The organism is Micromonospora sp. URMC 103, from assembly GCF_051386435.1.
In the GTDB taxonomy this organism is placed as follows: Bacteria; Actinomycetota; Actinomycetes; order Mycobacteriales; family Micromonosporaceae; genus Micromonospora.
The window spans coordinates 900715-917908 of sequence record NZ_JBPQTR010000004.1; the positions used below are offsets into that span (position 1 = coordinate 900715).

Sequence of the window (17194 nt, forward strand, 5' to 3'; positions counted from 1 at the left end):
GCGCTTCACCCTATGGCCCTCCCGCCGCCCGTGGGGGGCAACACGGCGCTGCGTGGTTGGATGGGCGGGTGACTGGTGACCTGATCCCCGGCGCCGCCGGCGCCGCACCCGCCGACGCCCCCGTGGACCCGGATCTGGTGGTCAGCCTCGACGGCGTCGGGGTGCGCCGCTCCGGCACCGCGCTGCTGCAGGACGTCCACTGGCGTGTCGAACTGGACGAACGCTGGGTGGTGCTCGGGCCCAACGGCGCCGGCAAGACCACCCTGCTCAACCTCGCCGCCGGCCGACTGCACCCGACCACCGGCACGGCCCACGTGCTCGGCGAGCGGATCGGCCGCACCGACGTCAACGAGCTGCGCACCCGCATCGGCCTGACCACCGCCGCGCTCGCGGAGCGGGTGCCCGCCGAGGAACGCGTCAGCGACGTGGTGGTCACCGCCGCCTGGTCCGTGGTCGGCCGCTGGCGCGAGAGCTACGACCGCACCGACGAGAGCCGGGCCCGCGCGCTGCTCGGGCAGCTCGGCGTCGGCGGCCTCGCCGACCGGAAGTACGGCACCCTCTCCGAGGGGGAGCGCAAGCGGGTGCAGATCGCCCGCGCCATGATGACCGACCCGGAACTGCTGCTGCTCGACGAGCCGGCCGCCGGGCTCGATCTGGGCGGGCGCGAGGACCTGGTCGCCCGGCTCTCCGAGCTGGCGTACGACCCGGACGCGCCCGCCATGGTGCTTGTCACCCACCACGTCGAGGAGATCCCGCCCGGCTTCACGCACGCGCTGCTGCTGCGCGAGGGCGGCGTCGTGGCACAGGGGCTGCTCGCCGAGACGCTCACCGGCGACAACCTGTCCAAGACGTTCGGGCTGCCGCTGGTCGTCCAGAGCAGCGGCGACCGGTACACCGCCCGCGCCGCCTGACGGCGTCCCGCGTCCGCCGATCCGAACAGGAGGTGCCGGGTTGCCGCAGACCCGAGTGGCCGTCGTGGGCAGCGCGAACATGGACCTTGTCGCCATGGCGCCGGCCCTGCCCCGGTCGGGCGAGACCATGCTCGGCACCGACTTCGTGATGGTGCCGGGCGGCAAGGGCGCCAACCAGGCCATCGCGGCGGCCCGCGCGGGCGCGTCGTGCGCCTTCCTCGGCGCCATCGGCTCCGACGCGTTCGGGGTCACCCTGAAGGCCCGCATCAGTGCGGCCGGTGTGGACACCGGGCACCTACGCGTGGTGTACGGGACGTCCGGGGTCGCGCTCGTCATGGTGAACGCCGAGGGCGAGAACGCCATCCTGGTCACGCCGGGCGCCAACGGCGCGTTGACCGCCCTCACCGAGGAGGAGCTGGCCACCGTACGCGCCGCCGACGTGCTGGTGGCCCAGCTGGAGATCCCGGTGGAGACGGTGACCCAGGCGGCCGTCGCCGCCCACGCGGCCGGCACCCGCGTCGTCCTCAACGCCGCGCCGGCCCGACCGCTCCCCGACGAGCTGCTGGCCGCCGTCGACCTGCTCGTGGTCAACGAGCGCGAGGCGCACGCCCTCACGGGCCGCGGACGCGAGGAGCCGGGCGCGCTGCTCGACCTCGTGCCCCGCGCCGTGCTCACGCTCGGGGCGGACGGCGCCTGGTACGGCGACCGCGACGGGACGACCGTGCACGTGCCCGCGGTCAACGTGGACGTCGTGGACTCCACGGCGGCGGGCGACGCGTTCACGGCCGCGCTGGCGGTGGGCTGGGGCGAGGGGCGGGACCTGGTCGACGCGGTGCGCTGGGCGGCCGCGGCCGGGGCGGCCTGCGCCCGCCGGCTCGGTGCGTCCGTGGCGCTGCCCCACCGGGGCGAGATCGACGGTCTCTACGCACCCGCCTGAGCCGTCGCGCTCGGCGGTGTCGCGGTGGCCCTGAAGGCCCGCCGGTACGCCGAGGGCGAGGTGTGCATGCTCCGGCCGAAGTGGTGGCGGTAGGTGACCGGAGAGTCGAAGCCGACCGTGGCGGCGATCTGCTCGACGGGCGCGTCGGTCGTCTCGAGCAGCGCCAGGCTGGCTTGCGCCACGCGAGCCGCGTTGGCGTTCGCCCGGCTCGGCTATCGGGTGAAGGAGATGCTCGGCGGCTACGAGTACTGGGTGCGCGAGGGCCTGCCGGTGGTGACGGAGGCGGGGATCGTCCGGCGACCGGCCGACGACCTGACCGCGCCCCGCGTCGAGCTGATGCCCCCGGTCGAGGTGCCGTCCCGCGTCGAGCTGCCGTCCGGCGTCGAGCTGCCGTCCCGCGTCGGGTCGGCCGGGCCGCGTGCGGCCGTCGTCTGCGACTGCTAGGCGCCCTGCTCGGCGTCGTCGACGAGCTTCTCCCCGCGCCGGCGCAGCATGTTGAGGCCGGGGATGCCGGCGACGGCGAGCTTGAGGTCGCGGGTGACGTCGAGCAGGTCGTGCAGGTCGGGGCCGACGCGGTCCAGGGTGGCGAGGATCGGCAGGATGTCGGCGGTCAGGTGCTCGCGCAGCTTCGGCAGCTCGTCGATGAGCCGGATGGCGGCGGTCACCTCCTCGTGGCTGAGCTGCTCGACGAACCGCGTGGCCATCGGCGCGGCCCGGCGCAACGCCGGCTCGTACGCCGTCAGCAGTTCGGATGCGGTGGCCGCCGCCTCCGCGGCGGTGCCGACGGCCCCGGCCGCGCGCCCGGCCACCGCGTCCGCCTCGGCCACCACCGTGCCCGCCGTGCGGGCCGTCTTCTCCGCGTCGGCGAGCACCCGGTCGGTGCGGTCCAGGGTCCGCTCGATCCGGTCCACCACCCCGTTGATGCGCGCGAGGAGCGCCTCGACGTCGTCCAGCACCGCGAACGCTCGGGCGGGCACGCCCGCGAACGAGGCGACCGAGCCGAGGGCCTGGTCGAGGGCGGAGCGGGTGAGGCCGACGACGGCGGACGGCCGGGGGAGGGGAATCGCCATGGCAACCAGTGTGCGACGCCCCCGCCCGGGCCGCGCGCCAGCCGATCTTCCCCGGCCGACCGTTCAGCGCCGGTCGGTGTGCTGCTCAACGGCGCGCTGCACGGCCCGGTAGATCTGGCCGAACCGCAGCGCATCCGGCGTACGCAACAGCAACTCCTCGCGGCCGTGGTGCTGCACCCACAGTTCGTGCACCCGGTTGCCCCGCTCGTAGGACCGGTCCAGCCAGCCCAGCGGCAGCTCCAGGAACGGGGTGAGGACCAGCGCGCCCACCACGCAGCCGGCAAGGATGACCAGGGCGAGCTGCCACTCGCCGCGATCCTGCGCCGACCAGACGAGCGAGACGACGCAGATCAGCGCCACCAGCGGCGGCAGGGACAGCAGCAGGACGAGGACCCCGCGCCCGAACACGCGGCCCCGGACGGCGAGCGTCGGTCGCCCGCGGGCGTGCCAGACGTACGTCACGTCGGTGAGCGACACGACCCGCCCACCGGCCCGGATCGACTCGGAGGTCACCTGCACCGCGTCGTCCCGGTAATAGACCGTCATCGTTCAGCCTAACCACGCGTCGGCAAGCTCTCGCCATCCCGCGGCCGGTTCCCGACCAGCTGCCCGCGTCCTGTCGAGCTGCCCCATTTCTGGGGCAGGCTCGGGCGGATTTGGGCGGTGGACCGGGTGGACCCGGGCGGGACGGACCGGGCGCGGTCCGGGCGGGCGGACAGGTCCGGGCGGGCGGCCGGACGAAGGGCCTTCGGTGAGTTGGAGGGACGGCCCCGAGGGCTGCCCCATATCCGGGGCAGCTCGACAGGATGCGTAGGAATGGTTGCTCGCTCCGGACCCGTCGCCGCGCGGGCTGCCGCCGGACAGCCGGACAACGCCGAAGGCTCCGGACCCGGGTAGCTTCGCGGCATGACCGAGGAGGAGCGCAACGTCGAGGTGGTGCGCAGGTACCTGCGTACCTTCGTGACGAAGGATCTGGCGGAGCTGCGCGCGGTCGTCGCGGAGGACGTGCTGATCTACGGCTCCGGCACCTCGGTGCGCGGCCGGCGCTTCGTCGAGCAGGCCGTGTCGTCGCCCGGGCTCACCGTGGTGGACCAGCGGATCCTCGAACTCGTCGCCGCCGGGGATCGGGTCACGACGGTCCTGTCGCACACCTACCGGCGGGACGCGACCGGTGCCACGGCGGTGCAGAGCGCGTGCAAGATGTACCGGCTGGCCGGAGCGCGGATCGTGCAGTTCTGGGGCGAGCAGGACCTCTACGGCCTGCTGCGCGGCCTCGGCATGCTGCCGGACGACCCGATCGTCTTCTAGCGCCGGCGCACCGGCTGCCCGTGCTCGACAGCCCGCTGCACGGCCCGGTAGATCTGGCCGAACCGCAGCGCGTCACGCGTGCACAGCAGCCGCACCGGCTGGCCGCGCCAGCGCGCCCAGATCTCCAGTTGACGGCTGCCCCGGGCGTACGAGCGGTCCAGGTGCTCGAAGAGAAAGTCGGCGACCGGCCCCACGGCGAGGCCCACCAGCACGGAGGCGCCGATGATCGCGGTCGTGACCGTGGCCGAGCGGTCCAGCCAGATCGCCAGACCGACCCCGAGGACGGCCGCCACCAGCGGCCCGGCCATCGCCGCGCCGATCGCGCCGCGACCGGCGAGCACCCGCCACGAGCGGCTGCCCCGGCGGTGCCAGACCATGCCGATCTCGGCGAGCGGGAACGTGCGCCCGTCCACCCGGATGGCGGTGGAGGTGACCTGCACGGATCTGTCGTCGTAGTACGTGACCATCGCTGGCCTCCCGGCAAGGGGCTGCTACCAGACTACGTACCCCAACGAGGCGGGCCGTAAGGTTGGCACGCGACTTCGACGAGGAAGTGAGGGCAGCGTGGGCGAGTTCGTGCGGCTGGAGACCAAGGACGGCATCGGCACCATCCGGCTGGAGCGGCCGCCGATGAACGCGCTCAACACGCAGGTCCAGGAGGAGCTGCGCGCGGCGGCGGCCGCCGCGTCCGCCGACCCCGAGGTCCGCGCCGTCATCGTGTACGGCGGTGAGAAGGTCTTCGCCGCGGGCGCGGACATCAAGGAGATGGCCGACATGTCGTACGTGGACATGGCGGCCCGCGCTGCCGACCTGTCCAGCGCGCTCGGCGCGATCGCCCGGATCCCCAAGCCGGTGGTCGCCGCCATCACCGGGTACGCCCTCGGCGGCGGCTGCGAGCTGGCCCTCGCGTGCGACTGGCGGGTGGTGGCCGAGGATGCCAAGCTCGGCCAGCCGGAGATCAAGCTCGGCATCATCCCCGGCGCCGGCGGCACGCAGCGGCTCGCCCGGCTCGTCGGCCCGGCCCGCGCCAAGGACCTCGTCATGACCGGGCGGATGGTCGACGCCGAGGAGGCGCTGCGGATCGGGCTGGCCGACCGTGTGGTCCCGGCCGCCGAGGTCTACGACGCCGCCGTCGCGTACGTGAAGCCGTTCCTGACCGGTCCCGCGCAGGCCCTGCGCGCCGCGAAGCTCGCCGTCGACGGCGGCCTGGACATGGACCTGCACTCCGGCCTGGCCTGGGAGAGTCAGCTCTTCGCGGCGCTCTTCGCCACGGAGGACCGGCGCGAGGGCATGACGGCCTTCGTCGAGAAGCGCAAGCCGGACTTCACCGGCCGCTGAGGCGTACCGCCGGCCGCCGCCCGTCCCGGCGGCGGCCGGCGCACGGTCAGACCCAGCCGCGGCGGACCGCCTCCATGCCCGCCTGGAAGCGGGTCTCGGCGCCCACCATGGCCATGAGCCGGTGCACGTGCCGGTGCACCGTCCGGACGCTCCAGCCCAGAGTGCGGGCGATCCGCTCGTCGGTGGCGCCGCCGGCCAGCAGGCCGATCAGCTCGATGTCCCGGTCGGAGAGCCGGTCCGGCCGCTCGTCGCCCGTCGGGTCGGCGCCGGTCGACTGGTTGGCGACGACGGAGCGGTTGATCGCCACGGCGCGCTCCCAGAGCGCCTCGAACAGCTCGCTGACCGCGTCCAGCAGCGACGAGGGGTGCACCAGATACGCGGCGTCGGCCAGCTGCCCGCCCGTCATCGCGGGAATGAGCGCGAGCCGGTCGTCGCAGAGCATCATCTTCATGGGCACGTGACTGGCGACCCTTGCCCGTTCGCCGCTCTGGATGCCCCGCCAGATCTCCGCCATCCGCCCCGGGATGGCCAGCGCCGACTGGTCGTAGATGACGCGGTAGACGAGCCCGCGGTCGGCGAGCTGGTGGGTCTCCTCGGAGTTGCCGCTCACCGGGTTGTCGAGGTAGGGCGCCCGGTCCAGGCCGCGGATCTGCACCCGCGCCTCGCGTTGCAGCCGGACGAGCGTGGCCCGCAGGTTCGCCGCGCCCTCGATGACCTCGACCAGCTCGGCGGGGTGCCGGCCGCCGCCGTCGCGCAGGCGGATCTCCTTGGCCAGTTGGTCGGCGTGGGTACGCAGGCGGAGCAGGTCCCGCTCCCGTTCGGCGATGAGGAACGTGGCGACCTGGTCGGGTGGCGTGGCCGCGTACCGTGTGGGACGGCCGGGCAGCCGGTTGGCCAGTCCACGGTCGACGAGGCGGCCGAGCGTCCGGGTGAGCTGCGCGCGCGAGAGCGCGACGTCGCCGAGGAGGTCGACCTGGGTCGCCTGCCGGCGGCGGGTCAGCGCCTCGTAGACGCGCTCCTCGGGCTCGGAGACCCCCACCACATTCCACATCCGAAGCCTCCGTCGGGAACCGGCCAGCTGTCCGGAACATGAACGTCCCGGGACATTGTCCGTGCTGTCGCGGCCGTGCCAAGATCGCCCGTCGAACGCGTGCCGGAATTCGTGTCAGGAACCTGGCCGGAGGTGCGCCGGGGCCTCAACGGCGAGGCGTCCCCGTGGTGTCCTTGGTAAGGAGTATTGAATGGCCGTGCCCTTACGGCCGAGACGGGTCCACAGGGGTCGTCTCGGCGGGCTGATCGCAGCCCTCACACTGGCCCTGCTGGCCACCGGCCCGCTGCCCGGCACCCCGGCGAACGCGGCACCGAAGACGACGGACCCGGGCTCCTCGTCGCCGAGCTGGCAGGCGAACCGCTACAAGCCCGCCGGCTGCAACACCGCCGCCGAGGACACCCCGCTCGCGCGCTGCTACGCCCTCGGCCTCGCCACCTCCGACGGCCGGCTCGTCCAGCGGGACGCGGCGCCACCAGAGGGCGCGCTCGGGCCGGCCGACATCCGGTCCGCGTACCGGTTGCCCGATGGCGGCGAGGGCCAGACCGTCGCCGTGGTGCTCGCGTTCGGGTACGAGGCCGCAGAGGCCGACCTCGCGGTCTTCCGCGCCCACTACGGGCTGCCGCCGTGCACGAGCGCCGACGGCTGCTTCCGGAAGGTCGACCAGCGCGGCGGTACCGACTATCCGGCCGAGGACGCGGACTGGTCGATCGAGGCCGCCCTCGACCTCGACGCCGTGTCGTCCGCCTGCCCGAAGTGCCACCTCCTGCTCGTCCAGGCCGACGACAACTCACCGGCGAGCCTGGGCGCGGCCGTCGACACCGCGGCCCGGCTCGGCGCGCTCGTCATCTCCAACTCGTACGGCATCGCCGGCGAGACCCCCTTCCAGGACCTCTACAACCCGCACTACGACCACCCCGGCGTCGCCGTGGTCGTGGCCAGCGGCGACATCGGCAACCTGCAGAGCTTCCCGGCCACCAACCCCAACGTCGTGGCCGTCGGCGGCACCCGGCTCACCCGGGACTCCTCGGCGCGCGGCTGGTCCGAGACCGCCTGGGAGAACGCCGGCAGCGGCTGCTCGCTGTACGAGGCGCGGCCCGCGTACCAGTCCGGAGTGGACACCCGCTGCGGGGACAGGCGGGCCAACGCCGACATCGCGGCGGTCGCCGACCCGGAGTCCGGGCTGGCCGTCTACAACACGCTCGGCCAGGACGGCTGGGCGCAGTGGGGCGGCACCTCGCTGGCGGCCCCGCTCGTCGCCGGCATGTACGCGCTCGCCGGCGACCCGCTGCCCGGGACGTACCCGGTGACCTACCCGTATCGGCGGGACAGGGCCGCCAATCTCTTCGACGTCACCGAGGGGTCGAACGGCTGGTGCGGCGACCTGCTGTGCACCGCGGGGCCCGGCTGGGACGGCCCGACGGGGCTCGGTTCCCCCAACGGCGTCACGGCGTTGACCCTGGGCGAGACCGGCCGGGTCACCGGCGCCGTCACGAACGGCGGGTCAGGGGCTCCGGTCGTCGGGGCCACGGTCACGGCCACCGACGGCACCGGCGCGACCTTCCGCGCGGTGACCGACGCGGCGGGCCGCTACACGCTGCCCCTGCCGGCCGGGCGTTACGACCTCGTGGCCGCCGAGTTCGGCTACCGGGCGCCCGCGCCGGTCGCGGTCACCGTCCAGGCCGGCGCCGACCTCGCCCACGACATCGCCCTCACCGCGCTCGCGAGCCGGACGGTGACCGGTACGGTGACGGACGGGTCCGGGCACGGCTGGCCGGTCTACGCCAGGATCGCCATCGACGGCTACCCGGGCGGCGCCGTCTTCACCGACCCCTACACCGGCCGTTACGAGGTCGACCTGCCGGTCGACAACGACTGGACCCTGCACGTCTCGCCCGTGGCCATGCCCGGGTACGTGGCCGGCACGGTGACCACCCGGGTGGACCCGCAGCCGAAGGGGCGGCCGAGCGACGTCCGCCAGGACGTGCGGCTCTCCGTCGACGCCACGTCCTGCCATGCCCCCGGCTACGCCCCCCGCTACGAAGGTGCGAGCGCCGACTTCACCGGCTGGTCCGGCTCCACCGGGAAGGACGGCTGGCGGGTCACCGACGCGGCCGGCGGCGGCCAGACCTGGCGCTTCGACGACCCCGGGTCCAAGGGCAACCTGACCGGCGGGGACGGCGGCTTCGCCACCGTCGACGGCTGGAGCCAGTCGGGCGTCATCGACACCAGCCTCGTCAGCCCGCCCGTCGACCTGACCGGTGTGAGCGCGCCGGTGATCGGCTTCGACACGGACTACTCCACTTGGGACGCCCAGACGGGCGACGTCGACCTCAGCCTGGACAACGGCGCGACCTGGACGGGTGTCCGGCACTACGCGGGCGACGCCGTCAACGGGCACGTGGAGATCCCGGTCCCGCAGGCGGCGGGCCGGTCCGGGGTGCTGGTGCGGTTCCGCTACCAGGGCGAGTACGACAACTGGTGGCAGCTGGACAACGTCTTCGTGGGCCGCCGGTCGTGCGCCGCGGTGCCGGGCGGACTGGTCGCCGGGCAGATCCGCGACGACAACACGGGCGCGGCCCTCGTGGGCGCCACCGTGACCGCCGGCGGGAGCGCGACGGCCACGAGCCGGGCCACCGACGAGGACACGAACCTCGGCGACGGTTTCTACTGGCTCTTCGCGGCCGGCACCGGCTCCGTCCGGATGACCGCTTCGGGCCTGCACTACGGCGACGGCACCGCCGCGGTGCGGATCGACGGCGACGGCGTCGTCCGTCGGGACTGGCGGTTGGCGGCCGGTCGGCTGGCCGTCCGCACCTCGGACCTCGCGCTGTCGGTCCGGCCGGGCCGCAGCGTCACCCGGGAGGTCCGGCTCACCAACGACGGGGACCGGCCGCTGCGGGTCGACCTCGTCGAGCAGGACCGCGGCTACGCGGTGAGCGCCGACGCGCGCCGGGCGAGCGCGCCCGGGGCGCCGCTCGTGCGGATCCGGACCGAGGCGTCGGTGGCGGCCCACGGCGGCGGCCACACACCGCGGCCCACGCCGCCGCAGCAGGCGGCGGGCGGCACGGCGTGGACGGACCTGCCCGACTACCCGGCGCTCGTGATGGACAACCTGGTGGCCGACAACGACGGCACCGTCTACTCGGTCGGCGGGAGCGGCGAGGCGGGCTCCCTGGTCGAGGGGTACGCCTTCGACCCGCAGGCCCGGACGTGGAGCCGGATCGCCGACCTGCCCGAGCCGCGGGCGGCCGCCGTCGGCGGGTTCGTCGACGGCCGGCTGTACGCGGTCGGCGGCTGGGACGAGGCGAGCAACGCCGCGTCCACGACGTACGCCTACGACCCGGCCACCGACCGGTGGTCGCGCCGGGCCGACCTGCCCAGCGGGGTGACCGCCGCCGCGGCCGCCTCGGTCGACGGCCGGCTGTACGTCGTGGCGGGTTGCACGACCGCCGAGTGCGAGCCGGCCTCGAACCGGACCTACCGCTACGACCCGCGCACGGACACCTGGGCCCGGTTGGCCGACTACCCGCTGGCCGTCGCGTTCCTCGCCTGCGCGCCGGCGGGGAACGGGGTGGTCTGCGCGGGCGGCATCGACCCGGCCGAGCGGGTGCCGGTGAACGACACCTTCCGGTACTTCGCCGACTCGGACACCTGGGTGCGGACGACCGGCCTGCCGATCTCGGCCTGGGGCATGGCGTACGCCGGTGTCGGCGGGAAACTGCAGATCGTCGGCGGCATCTCGGCCGGATCGGTGACCAACCAGGCGCTGGAGTTCGACCCCGGCACCGGCACCTGGTCGGAGCTGCCCAACGCCAACAACGCCCTGTACCGGGGCGGGGCGGCGTGCGGCCTGTACCAGGTCGGCGGCTCGCTCGGCTCGTTCGCCATCACCCCGTTCGCGCAGCAACTGCCGGGCCACGACGCCTGCGTGCGCGGCAGCGACGTGTCGTGGCTGTCGGCGGGTCGTACCGAGGTGACCATCCCGGCGGGACGGACGGTCACGGTGACCGTGACGGCGTCCGCCCCCGCCGTCGCGGGGCACGGTGAGTACCGGGCACGGCTCGCGTTCGAGACGGACACGCCGTACCGGACCGAGCCCCTCGCGGTGGTGATGAAGCTCCGCTGACACACCCCGCCGACCGCGCCCGCCCGGTGGACCACCCCCCTCCCCGGGCGGGCGCGGCCGCTCCCGGCACGACCGCGGCGCCGGCCGGGGGCGCGGTCGCCCGCCACAGGTGACCGGTGGGTAACCTGTGACCCCGGCCACGGACGAGGGGAGCGACCATGACGGAGCGGATCGAGGGGCACGGTGGGGAGCTGGCGCTCGCGGCGCTACGCGCCCACGGCGTACGGGAGATGTTCACCCTCTCCGGCGGGCACGTCTTCCCGCTCTACGACGCGGCCCACAAGACCGACTTCCCGATCTACGACGTCCGGCACGAGCAGTCCGCGGTGTTCGCGGCCGAGGCGGTGGCGAAGCTCCAGCGCCGTCCCGGCCTGGCCGTCCTCACCGCCGGCCCGGGTGTGACCAACGGCATCTCGGGCCTCACGAGCGCGTTCTTCAACGCCTCGCCGGTGCTCGTGCTCGGCGGCCGGGCGCCAGCGTTCCGCTGGGGCTCGGGCAGCCTCCAGGAGATGGACCACCTGCCGCTCGTCGCCCCGGTCACGAAGCACGCCGAGACGGTCTTCAGCACCGACGACATCCCCCGCGCGGTGACCGCGGCGCTCACCGCGGCGCTCACCCCGCACCGTGGGCCGGTCTTCCTCGACTTCCCGCTGGAGACGGTCTTCTCGGTGGCGGACGCCGAGCCGCCGGCGGCGCCCGGGATCGCCCCCGTGGAGCCCGACCCCGACGAGGTCGGGCGGGCGGCCAGCCTGATCGCCTCGGCGCAGCGGCCGGTCGTCATCGCCGGCTCCGACGTCTACGCGGGCGACGCGACGGCCGCGCTGCGCGAGGCCGCCGAGGCGTTGCAGGTGCCGGTCTTCACCAACGGCATGGGTCGCGGCTCGCTCCCGCCGGAGCACCCGCTCGCCTTCGCGAAGGCCCGCCGGGCCGCTCTCTCCGGCGCCGACGTGGTCGTGGTGGTCGGCACCCCGCTGGACTTCCGGCTCAACTTCGGCGACTTCGACGACGCGAAGGTGGTGCACATCGTGGACGCGCCGAGCCAGCGGGCGGGGCACGTCCAGCCGGCCGCCGCCCCCGCGGGCGACCTGCGGCTCATCCTCTCCGCCCTGGCCGACCACCCCGGTGACCGGGCCGACCACGCGGGCTGGATCGCCGATCTGCGCGCGGCCGAGGACGCCGCCAAGGCCCGCGACGCCGCAGAGATGGCCGCCGAGACCGACCCGATCCGACCCGCCCGCGTCTACGGCGAGCTGCGCCGGGTGCTGGCCCGCGACGCCATCACGATCGGCGACGGCGGCGACTTCGTCTCGTACGCCGGTCGCTACCTCGAGCCCGCGCAGCCCGGGACGTGGCTCGACCCGGGACCGTACGGCTGCCTCGGCACCGGGATGGGCTACGCCATGGGCGCCCGGGTCAGCCACCCGGACCGCCAGATCTGTGTGCTCATGGGCGACGGCGCCGCCGGCTTCTCGCTGATGGACGTGGAGTCGCTGGTCCGCCAGAAGCTGCCCGTCGTCATCGTGGTGGGCAACAACGGCATCTGGGGCCTGGAGAAGCACCCGATGCGCGCCATGTACGGCTACGACGTGGCCGCCGACCTCCAGCCCGAGCTGCGGTACGACCAGGTGGTGACCGCGCTCGGCGGCGCCGGCGAGACCGTGGCGAAGGCCGCCGACCTCGGGCCGGCGCTGCAGCGCGCCTTCGACGCCGGGGTGCCGTACCTCGTGAACGTCATCACCGACCCGGCCGACGCGTACCCCCGCTCGTCCAACCTGGCCTGAGCCCGCGAGCCGGGCCGTCGCCGCCGGCGGTGGCGGTGGCGGCCCGGGGCGGGCCGGCCGCCACGCCGCCCGCGGCGGACCTAGACCTCCGGGCGGTCCTGTTCGCGTGGTGGCTCGCCGTCGCGTGCCCCGCGCGGGGCGTCCGGCGACCCGGCCTCACGGCGGCGCAGGTCGTCCTCGCGGCGGCGCAGGTCTTCCTCCCACCGGCGGAAGAGCTCCTGGTCCTGCTGCCGGGAACGCTCGGCGACCCGCTTGAGGAACTCCGGGTCGTCGTCCGGCGCGACCTGCCGGTGGCGGTCCTGCTCGGCGAAGCCGTTCCCGACGGGCCACGCGGTGCGGGGGCGGGCCTGCCCCGGCTCCCGGCCGGCCACGAACCAGGCGATGGCCCCGACCAGCGGGAAGAACAGGATGATCAACACCCAGGCGATCCGGGGCAGCGCCCGGATCTGGCCCTCCTCGGCGGAGAGGCAGCTGATCAGCGCGCAGATGCCGAGCACGATCTCGGCGAGGAAGAAGAGCCCGTACAGGCGAACCATGCCAGCATCATGGACCAACGGCCGCGTTCAGCGCAGCCCGTGTAGCACCAGCAGCACACCCAACACGGCGAGCGACGCCGTGCCCAGGGCGGCCAGCGGCAGGGACCGCCCACCGCTGGGCGCCGGGCCGGTCCCGGTGCCGCGCCGCCAGCAGACCGCGAGCACCGCGCCCCAGGTGACGATGGCGAGCCCGGCCAGCACCGCACCGAACCGGCCGTCGGCCGGCGCCAGCCGTACGACGAGGACGGTCACCACGGTCGACGCGAGCGCGGTGCGTCGCCAGGCCAGCCGGGTGCGCTCCGGTTGCAGGCCGGGGTCGCGTGGCGGCCGGCCGTCGGCCGGCCCCGGGGCGTCACGGGCCACCGACGGCCCTCACGAGGACGGCCGCCACCAGGAGCAGCGCGCCCACACCGACGACGAGGGCGAGGAACGCGGGGAAGCGTGAGGCGGGCAGCTCCTCGCCGAGCCGGATGGCCCGTTCGGTACGCGCCCAGTGGTCGACGGCCCGGACGGCGACCGCGCCGCCGAGCAGCAGCAACGCGATGGCGATGGCCTCACGCAGGTGCCGCAGTGGCAGCGGGGGCAGGAACTGGGCGGCGGCCAGCCCGCCACCCACCAGCGCCAGCCCGGTGCGTAGCCAGGCCAGGAAGGTCCGCTCGTTGGCCAGCGAGAAACGGTAGTCGGGAGTGCTGCCGACCGAGCGCAGCTCCCGCGGGTCGAACCAGCGCCTGATCGACTCCCACACGACCCCGATTATCCGCTGGCCACCGGTCGTAGCCTGAAGCGATGACGGATCTTGATGCGAACACGCTGCGCGCCGCGTACGACACCCAGTTGCGGCCGGAGCTGCCCGACCCGGTGCCGGCCGGGGCGACCGTCGAGCGCGACGGCCCGCTGTACCGGGTGCTCGGCCTCGGCCGCGGCGGCTTCCTCACGTACCGGGACCTGGGTGGCCTGACCGGCGCGGCGCTGGACGAGCTGATCGCCCGGCAGGTCGAGCTGTTCCGGCGGCGGGGTGAGTCGGTGGAGTGGAAGCTCGCCGGCCACGACGAGCCGGCGGACCTGGGCGACCGGCTGCGGGCCGCCGGGTTCGTGCCGGAGGACCGGGAGACCGTCGTGATCGGCGCGGTCGCCCCGCTGGCGGCCACGATGCCGGTGGTGCCCGAGGGCGTACGCCTGCGGGAGGTGACCGCCCGCGCGGACCTGGACCGGATCGTGGCCATGGAGGAGGCGGTCTGGCAGGCCGACCGCAGCCACCTGGGCGACGCCCTCGAGGTGGAGATCGCCACCGATCCGCAGTCGATCACGGTGGTGGTGGCCGAGGCCGAGGAGACGGTGGTGAGCGCCGGGTGGGTCCGCTACCTGCCGGGCACCGGCTTCGCCACGCTCTGGGGCGGCTCGACGCTTCCGCAGTGGCGGCGGCGGGGGATCTACCGGGCGCTCGTGGTCCACCGGGCCCGGCTGGCCGCCCAGCGGGACCGCACGCTGCTCCAGGTGGACGCCTCCGACGACAGCCGTCCCATCCTGGAGCGGCTCGGCTTCGTCCCGGTCACCACGACCACCCCGTACGTCTACACTCCGTGATCATGGCGCAAGGGTTGACGGACGAGGAACGGCTCACGCTCAAGACCGGCGCGTTCGGCGCGGTCTTCCTGGTGTCGAACGTGGACCCGGGCATGCTCTCGGTGCTCAAGGAGAGCATGGCCGCGTCGGGAGCCTTCGCCGGAAGCTCCGGCGTGGTGCGGGAGGCGCTCACGACCGGCCCGCTGCCCCGGCTTCCCCGCGACTCGACGCTGGAGATCGAGGCGACCGTGCTGCCGGCGCTCGGCCGGGCCGTACGGATCCTGCGCGAGAAGTCGCCGGGGGACGTGGCGGCGTACCGCGAGGTCGTGCTCGCGGCCGCCGACCGGGTGGCCCGGGCGCACGCCGGAGTCGCCGCCGCCGAGGCGGCCGTCATCGAGCGGATCAGGACGGCGCTCGCCGAGCCCGCCTGAGCCCCGTCGGCGCGGTGAGCTGTGTCACTGCGGGTGTCAGGGAGCCCGAAGCTACTGACAGGTAACATGACGCTCGTGGGCAACTGCACAGCACCCCGCGGTTGACCGAGCGTGACGTCACGCGGGAGGCTGCGCCCCAGACCGGGCGAGCGATCGCAACACCACCACAGGAGGGGTCGTCGAAGCGCGATGAACATCGTCGTACTCGTCAAGCAGGTGCCCGACTCGGGCGCGGACCGCAACCTGCGCAGTGACGACAACACCGTCGACCGCGGTTCGGCGAACAACGTCATCAACGAGATGGACGAGTACGCCATCGAGGAGGCGTTGAAGATCAAGGAGGCGCACGGCGGCGAGGTCACCGTCCTGACCATGGGTCCGGACCGGGCGACCGAGTCGATCCGCAAGGCGCTCTCCATGGGGCCGGACAAGGCCGTACACGTCCTGGACGACGCCCTGCACGGCTCCTGCGCCGTGGCCACCTCGAAGGTGCTCGCCGCCGCGCTGGGCACCCTCAACGCGGACCTCGTCATCTGCGGCGCGGAGTCCACCGACGGCCGCGTGCAGGTCATGCCGCACATGATCGCCGAGCGGCTCGGCGTCGCGGCCCTGACCGGCGCCCGCAAGCTGACCGTCGACGGCGGCACGCTCACCGTCGAGCGGCAGACCGAGGAGGGCTACGAGGTGGTCACCGCCTCCACCCCGGCCGTGGTCTCCGTCTGGGACACCATCAACGAGCCGCGGTACCCGTCCTTCAAGGGCATCATGGCGGCCAAGAAGAAGCCGGTGCAGACCCTCTCCCTGGGCGACCTCGGCGTCGCACCGGCCGAGGTGGGCTTCGACGGCGCCACCAGCGCCGTGGTGGAGCACAGCAAGCGTCCGCCGCGCTCCGGCGGTGCGAAGATCACCGACGAGGGCGACGGCGGCGTCAAGCTGGTCGAGTTCCTCGCCACCGAGAAGTTCGTGTGAGAGGTCTGGACATGTCTGAGGTTCTCGTCGTCGTCGAAGCCACCCGTGAGTTCGGCGTCAAGAAGGTCACCCTGGAGATGCTCACCCTCGCCCGCGAGCTGGGCACCCCGAGCGCCGTCGTCCTCGGCGGCGCGGGCGCGGCCGAGGCGCTCAGCGCCAAGCTGGGCGAGTACGGCGCCGCGAAGATCTACGCCGCGGAGGGCGAGGAGATCGACGGCTACCTGGTGGCCCCCAAGGCCACCGTGCTGGCCGACCTGGTGCGGCGGGTCGAGCCCGCGGCCGTGCTGCTCGCGTCCTCCCAGGAGGGCAAGGAGATCGCCGCCCGGCTGGCGGTCAAGCTCGACAACGGCATCCTGACCGACGTGGTGGGCCTCGAGGCCGACGGCACCGCCACCCAGGTCGCGTTCGCCGGCTCCACCATCGTGAAGTCCAAGGTCACCCGGGGCCTGCCGCTGGTCACGCTCCGGCCGAACTCGGTGAACCCGGTCCCGGCCGCCGCCACCCCCGCGGTCGAGCAGCTCACCGTGACCGTGGGCGACACCGACAAGCTCGCCAAGGTGGTCGACCGGGTCGCCGAGCAGAAGGGCTCGCGTCCGGAGCTGACCGAGGCGTCGGTGGTCGTCTCCGGTGGCCGCGGCGTCGGCAACGCCGACAACTTCAAGCTGGTCGAGGAGCTGGCCGACCTGCTGGGCGGCGCCGTCGGCGCGTCCCGGGCGGCCGTCGACTCGGGCTTCTACCCGCACCAGTTCCAGGTGGGCCAGACCGGCAAGACGGTCTCCCCGCAGCTCTACATCGCGCTCGGCATCTCCGGTGCCATCCAGCACCGGGCCGGCATGCAGACCTCGAAGACGATCGTCGCCGTGAACAAGGACGGCGAGGCGCCGATCTTCGAGCTGGCCGACTACGGCGTGGTGGGCGACCTGTTCAAGGTCGTGCCGCAGGCTGCCGAGGAGATCCGCAAGCGCAAGTAGCTCCGGCCGGGGCGGCGGCTCCGCCTTCCGGCCCGGACGACACGAGTGGCCATCCGGTACGCCGGGTGGCCACTCGTCGTCTCGCGGGTCGGCCGGCGGGTGTCGGTGGTGGCGGCCGTGGGCCGGCGGGTGTCGGTGGTGGCGGCGTGGGCCGGCGGTGCCGACGGTCGGGCCCTGCGTTGGCCGATGTCGACAGGGAGCT

The 17194-nt window shown here is 74.2% G+C and carries 18 protein-coding genes and 1 pseudogene; 11 read left to right on the forward strand and 8 right to left on the reverse strand.

The annotated features are described in order from the left end of the window. Positions 1–68: 68 nt before the first annotated feature. Positions 69–911: an ABC transporter ATP-binding protein gene (locus ACSNOA_RS07875; protein WP_436657270.1), complete on the forward strand. Its 843-nt coding sequence runs from the start codon at positions 69–71 to the stop codon at positions 909–911. A 40-nt stretch (positions 912–951) separates the two neighbouring features. Next, positions 952–1848 (forward strand): ribokinase, encoded by an 897-nt coding sequence (locus tag ACSNOA_RS07880; RefSeq protein WP_436657271.1) that lies wholly within the window; start codon positions 952–954, stop codon positions 1846–1848. On the opposite strand, the pseudogene ACSNOA_RS07885 reads toward ACSNOA_RS07880, so the two are convergent. Beyond that, positions 1833–2033: pseudogene (locus ACSNOA_RS07885) on the reverse strand (helix-turn-helix domain-containing protein); the annotation flags it as partial. The gene ACSNOA_RS07880 and the pseudogene ACSNOA_RS07885 overlap by 16 nt on opposite strands. A 7-nt stretch (positions 2034–2040) precedes the next feature. Here ACSNOA_RS07885 and ACSNOA_RS07890 point away from each other — a divergent pair. Continuing rightward, a complete protein-coding gene (locus ACSNOA_RS07890; protein ID WP_436657272.1) occupies positions 2041–2292 on the forward strand; it encodes a hypothetical protein in 252 nt (83 codons plus the stop codon). Here the strand turns inward: ACSNOA_RS07890 and ACSNOA_RS07895 are convergent. Both ACSNOA_RS07895 and ACSNOA_RS07900 read right to left on the reverse strand, forming a co-directional pair. Continuing rightward, on the reverse strand, positions 2289–2918 hold the full coding sequence (locus ACSNOA_RS07895) for a hypothetical protein (protein WP_436657273.1): 630 nt from the start codon (positions 2916–2918) through the stop codon (positions 2289–2291). The genes ACSNOA_RS07890 and ACSNOA_RS07895 overlap by 4 nt on opposite strands. Positions 2919–2981: 63 nt before the next feature. Continuing rightward, the gene (locus ACSNOA_RS07900; protein WP_436657274.1) at positions 2982–3464 is read right to left on the reverse strand and encodes a DUF6232 family protein; all 483 of its coding nucleotides are present in this window, start codon (positions 3462–3464) and stop codon (positions 2982–2984) included. A gap of 360 nt (positions 3465–3824) precedes the next feature. On the opposite strand from ACSNOA_RS07900, the gene ACSNOA_RS07905 reads away from it, so the two are divergent. Beyond that, the gene (locus ACSNOA_RS07905; protein ID WP_436657275.1) at positions 3825–4226 is read left to right on the forward strand and encodes a nuclear transport factor 2 family protein; all 402 of its coding nucleotides are present in this window, start codon (positions 3825–3827) and stop codon (positions 4224–4226) included. On the opposite strand, the gene ACSNOA_RS07910 is transcribed toward ACSNOA_RS07905, so the two are convergent. Then, positions 4223–4693 (reverse strand): DUF6232 family protein, encoded by a 471-nt coding sequence (locus ACSNOA_RS07910; protein WP_436657276.1) that lies wholly within the window; start codon positions 4691–4693, stop codon positions 4223–4225. The two genes, ACSNOA_RS07905 and ACSNOA_RS07910, sit on opposite strands and share 4 nt — an antisense overlap. Positions 4694–4790: 97 nt before the next feature. Between ACSNOA_RS07910 and ACSNOA_RS07915 the strand changes: the two genes are divergently transcribed. Next, complete coding sequence (locus ACSNOA_RS07915; RefSeq protein WP_436657277.1) at positions 4791–5564, forward strand: enoyl-CoA hydratase/isomerase family protein; 774 nt, start codon at positions 4791–4793, stop codon at positions 5562–5564. 46 nt (positions 5565–5610) lie between these two features. Here the strand turns inward: ACSNOA_RS07915 and ACSNOA_RS07920 are convergent, their stop codons facing one another. Further along, a complete protein-coding gene (locus ACSNOA_RS07920; RefSeq protein WP_436657278.1) occupies positions 5611–6615 on the reverse strand; it encodes a helix-turn-helix domain-containing protein in 1005 nt (334 codons plus the stop codon). A gap of 190 nt (positions 6616–6805) precedes the next feature. Here ACSNOA_RS07920 and ACSNOA_RS07925 point away from each other — a divergent pair, with 190 nt between their 5' ends. Further along, positions 6806–10741, forward strand: coding sequence for a kelch repeat-containing protein (locus ACSNOA_RS07925; RefSeq protein WP_436657279.1), 3936 nt, complete (start codon positions 6806–6808; stop codon positions 10739–10741). Between the two features lie 158 nt (positions 10742–10899). After that, positions 10900–12522 carry an acetolactate synthase gene (locus tag ACSNOA_RS07930; RefSeq protein ID WP_436657280.1) on the forward strand — a complete coding sequence of 541 codons (1623 nt, stop codon included), beginning with the start codon at positions 10900–10902 and terminating at the stop codon, positions 12520–12522. Between the two features lie 80 nt (positions 12523–12602). Here ACSNOA_RS07930 and ACSNOA_RS07935 read toward each other — a convergent pair whose 3' ends face one another. Genes ACSNOA_RS07935 through ACSNOA_RS07945 form a run of 3 tightly spaced genes read right to left on the reverse strand, consistent with a single transcriptional unit; the run spans position 12603 to position 13803 of the window. Continuing rightward, positions 12603–13058 (reverse strand): PLDc N-terminal domain-containing protein, encoded by a 456-nt coding sequence (locus ACSNOA_RS07935; protein ID WP_436657281.1) that lies wholly within the window; start codon positions 13056–13058, stop codon positions 12603–12605. 27 nt (positions 13059–13085) lie between these two features. Continuing rightward, the gene (locus tag ACSNOA_RS07940; RefSeq protein ID WP_436657282.1) at positions 13086–13421 is read right to left on the reverse strand and encodes a DUF202 domain-containing protein; all 336 of its coding nucleotides are present in this window, start codon (positions 13419–13421) and stop codon (positions 13086–13088) included. Next, positions 13411–13803 carry a YidH family protein gene (locus tag ACSNOA_RS07945; protein ID WP_436657283.1) on the reverse strand — a complete coding sequence of 131 codons (393 nt, stop codon included), beginning with the start codon at positions 13801–13803 and terminating at the stop codon, positions 13411–13413. The genes ACSNOA_RS07940 and ACSNOA_RS07945 overlap by 11 nt, the downstream gene beginning before the upstream one ends. A gap of 41 nt (positions 13804–13844) precedes the next feature. Between ACSNOA_RS07945 and ACSNOA_RS07950 the strand changes: the two genes are divergently transcribed. From ACSNOA_RS07950 to ACSNOA_RS07965, 4 genes are all read left to right on the forward strand, one after another. Continuing rightward, positions 13845–14642, forward strand: a complete 798-nt coding sequence (locus ACSNOA_RS07950) for a GNAT family N-acetyltransferase (protein WP_436657284.1) — start codon at positions 13845–13847, stop codon at positions 14640–14642. After that, a complete protein-coding gene (locus ACSNOA_RS07955) occupies positions 14639–15052 on the forward strand; it encodes a hypothetical protein (protein WP_436657285.1) in 414 nt (137 codons plus the stop codon). Before ACSNOA_RS07950 ends, ACSNOA_RS07955 begins: the two co-directional genes overlap by 4 nt. 189 nt (positions 15053–15241) lie before the next feature. Further along, on the forward strand, positions 15242–16021 hold the full coding sequence (locus tag ACSNOA_RS07960) for an electron transfer flavoprotein subunit beta/FixA family protein (protein WP_436657286.1): 780 nt from the start codon (positions 15242–15244) through the stop codon (positions 16019–16021). Positions 16022–16032: 11 nt separating this feature from the next. Further along, a complete protein-coding gene (locus ACSNOA_RS07965) occupies positions 16033–16992 on the forward strand; it encodes an electron transfer flavoprotein subunit alpha/FixB family protein (RefSeq protein ID WP_436657287.1) in 960 nt (319 codons plus the stop codon). Positions 16993–17194 lie beyond the last annotated feature (202 nt).

Bases quoted from the DNA above. Each gene is read 5' to 3' on its own strand.
- ACSNOA_RS07960 (WP_436657286.1), top strand. From the start codon at position 15,242: ATGAACATCGTCGTACTCGTCAAGCAGGTGCCCGACTCGGGCGCGGAC.
- ACSNOA_RS07905 (WP_436657275.1), top strand. From the start codon at position 3,825: ATGACCGAGGAGGAGCGCAACGTCGAGGTGGTGCGCAGGTACCTGCGT.
- ACSNOA_RS07965 (WP_436657287.1), top strand. From the start codon at position 16,033: ATGTCTGAGGTTCTCGTCGTCGTCGAAGCCACCCGTGAGTTCGGCGTC.
- ACSNOA_RS07900 (WP_436657274.1), bottom strand. From the start codon at position 3,464: ATGACGGTCTATTACCGGGACGACGCGGTGCAGGTGACCTCCGAGTCG.
- ACSNOA_RS07935 (WP_436657281.1), bottom strand. From the start codon at position 13,058: ATGGTTCGCCTGTACGGGCTCTTCTTCCTCGCCGAGATCGTGCTCGGC.
- ACSNOA_RS07895 (WP_436657273.1), bottom strand. From the start codon at position 2,918: ATGGCGATTCCCCTCCCCCGGCCGTCCGCCGTCGTCGGCCTCACCCGC.
- ACSNOA_RS07925 (WP_436657279.1), top strand. From the start codon at position 6,806: ATGGCCGTGCCCTTACGGCCGAGACGGGTCCACAGGGGTCGTCTCGGC.
- ACSNOA_RS07950 (WP_436657284.1), top strand. From the start codon at position 13,845: ATGACGGATCTTGATGCGAACACGCTGCGCGCCGCGTACGACACCCAG.
- ACSNOA_RS07930 (WP_436657280.1), top strand. From the start codon at position 10,900: ATGACGGAGCGGATCGAGGGGCACGGTGGGGAGCTGGCGCTCGCGGCG.
- ACSNOA_RS07910 (WP_436657276.1), bottom strand. From the start codon at position 4,693: ATGGTCACGTACTACGACGACAGATCCGTGCAGGTCACCTCCACCGCC.
- ACSNOA_RS07920 (WP_436657278.1), bottom strand. From the start codon at position 6,615: ATGTGGAATGTGGTGGGGGTCTCCGAGCCCGAGGAGCGCGTCTACGAG.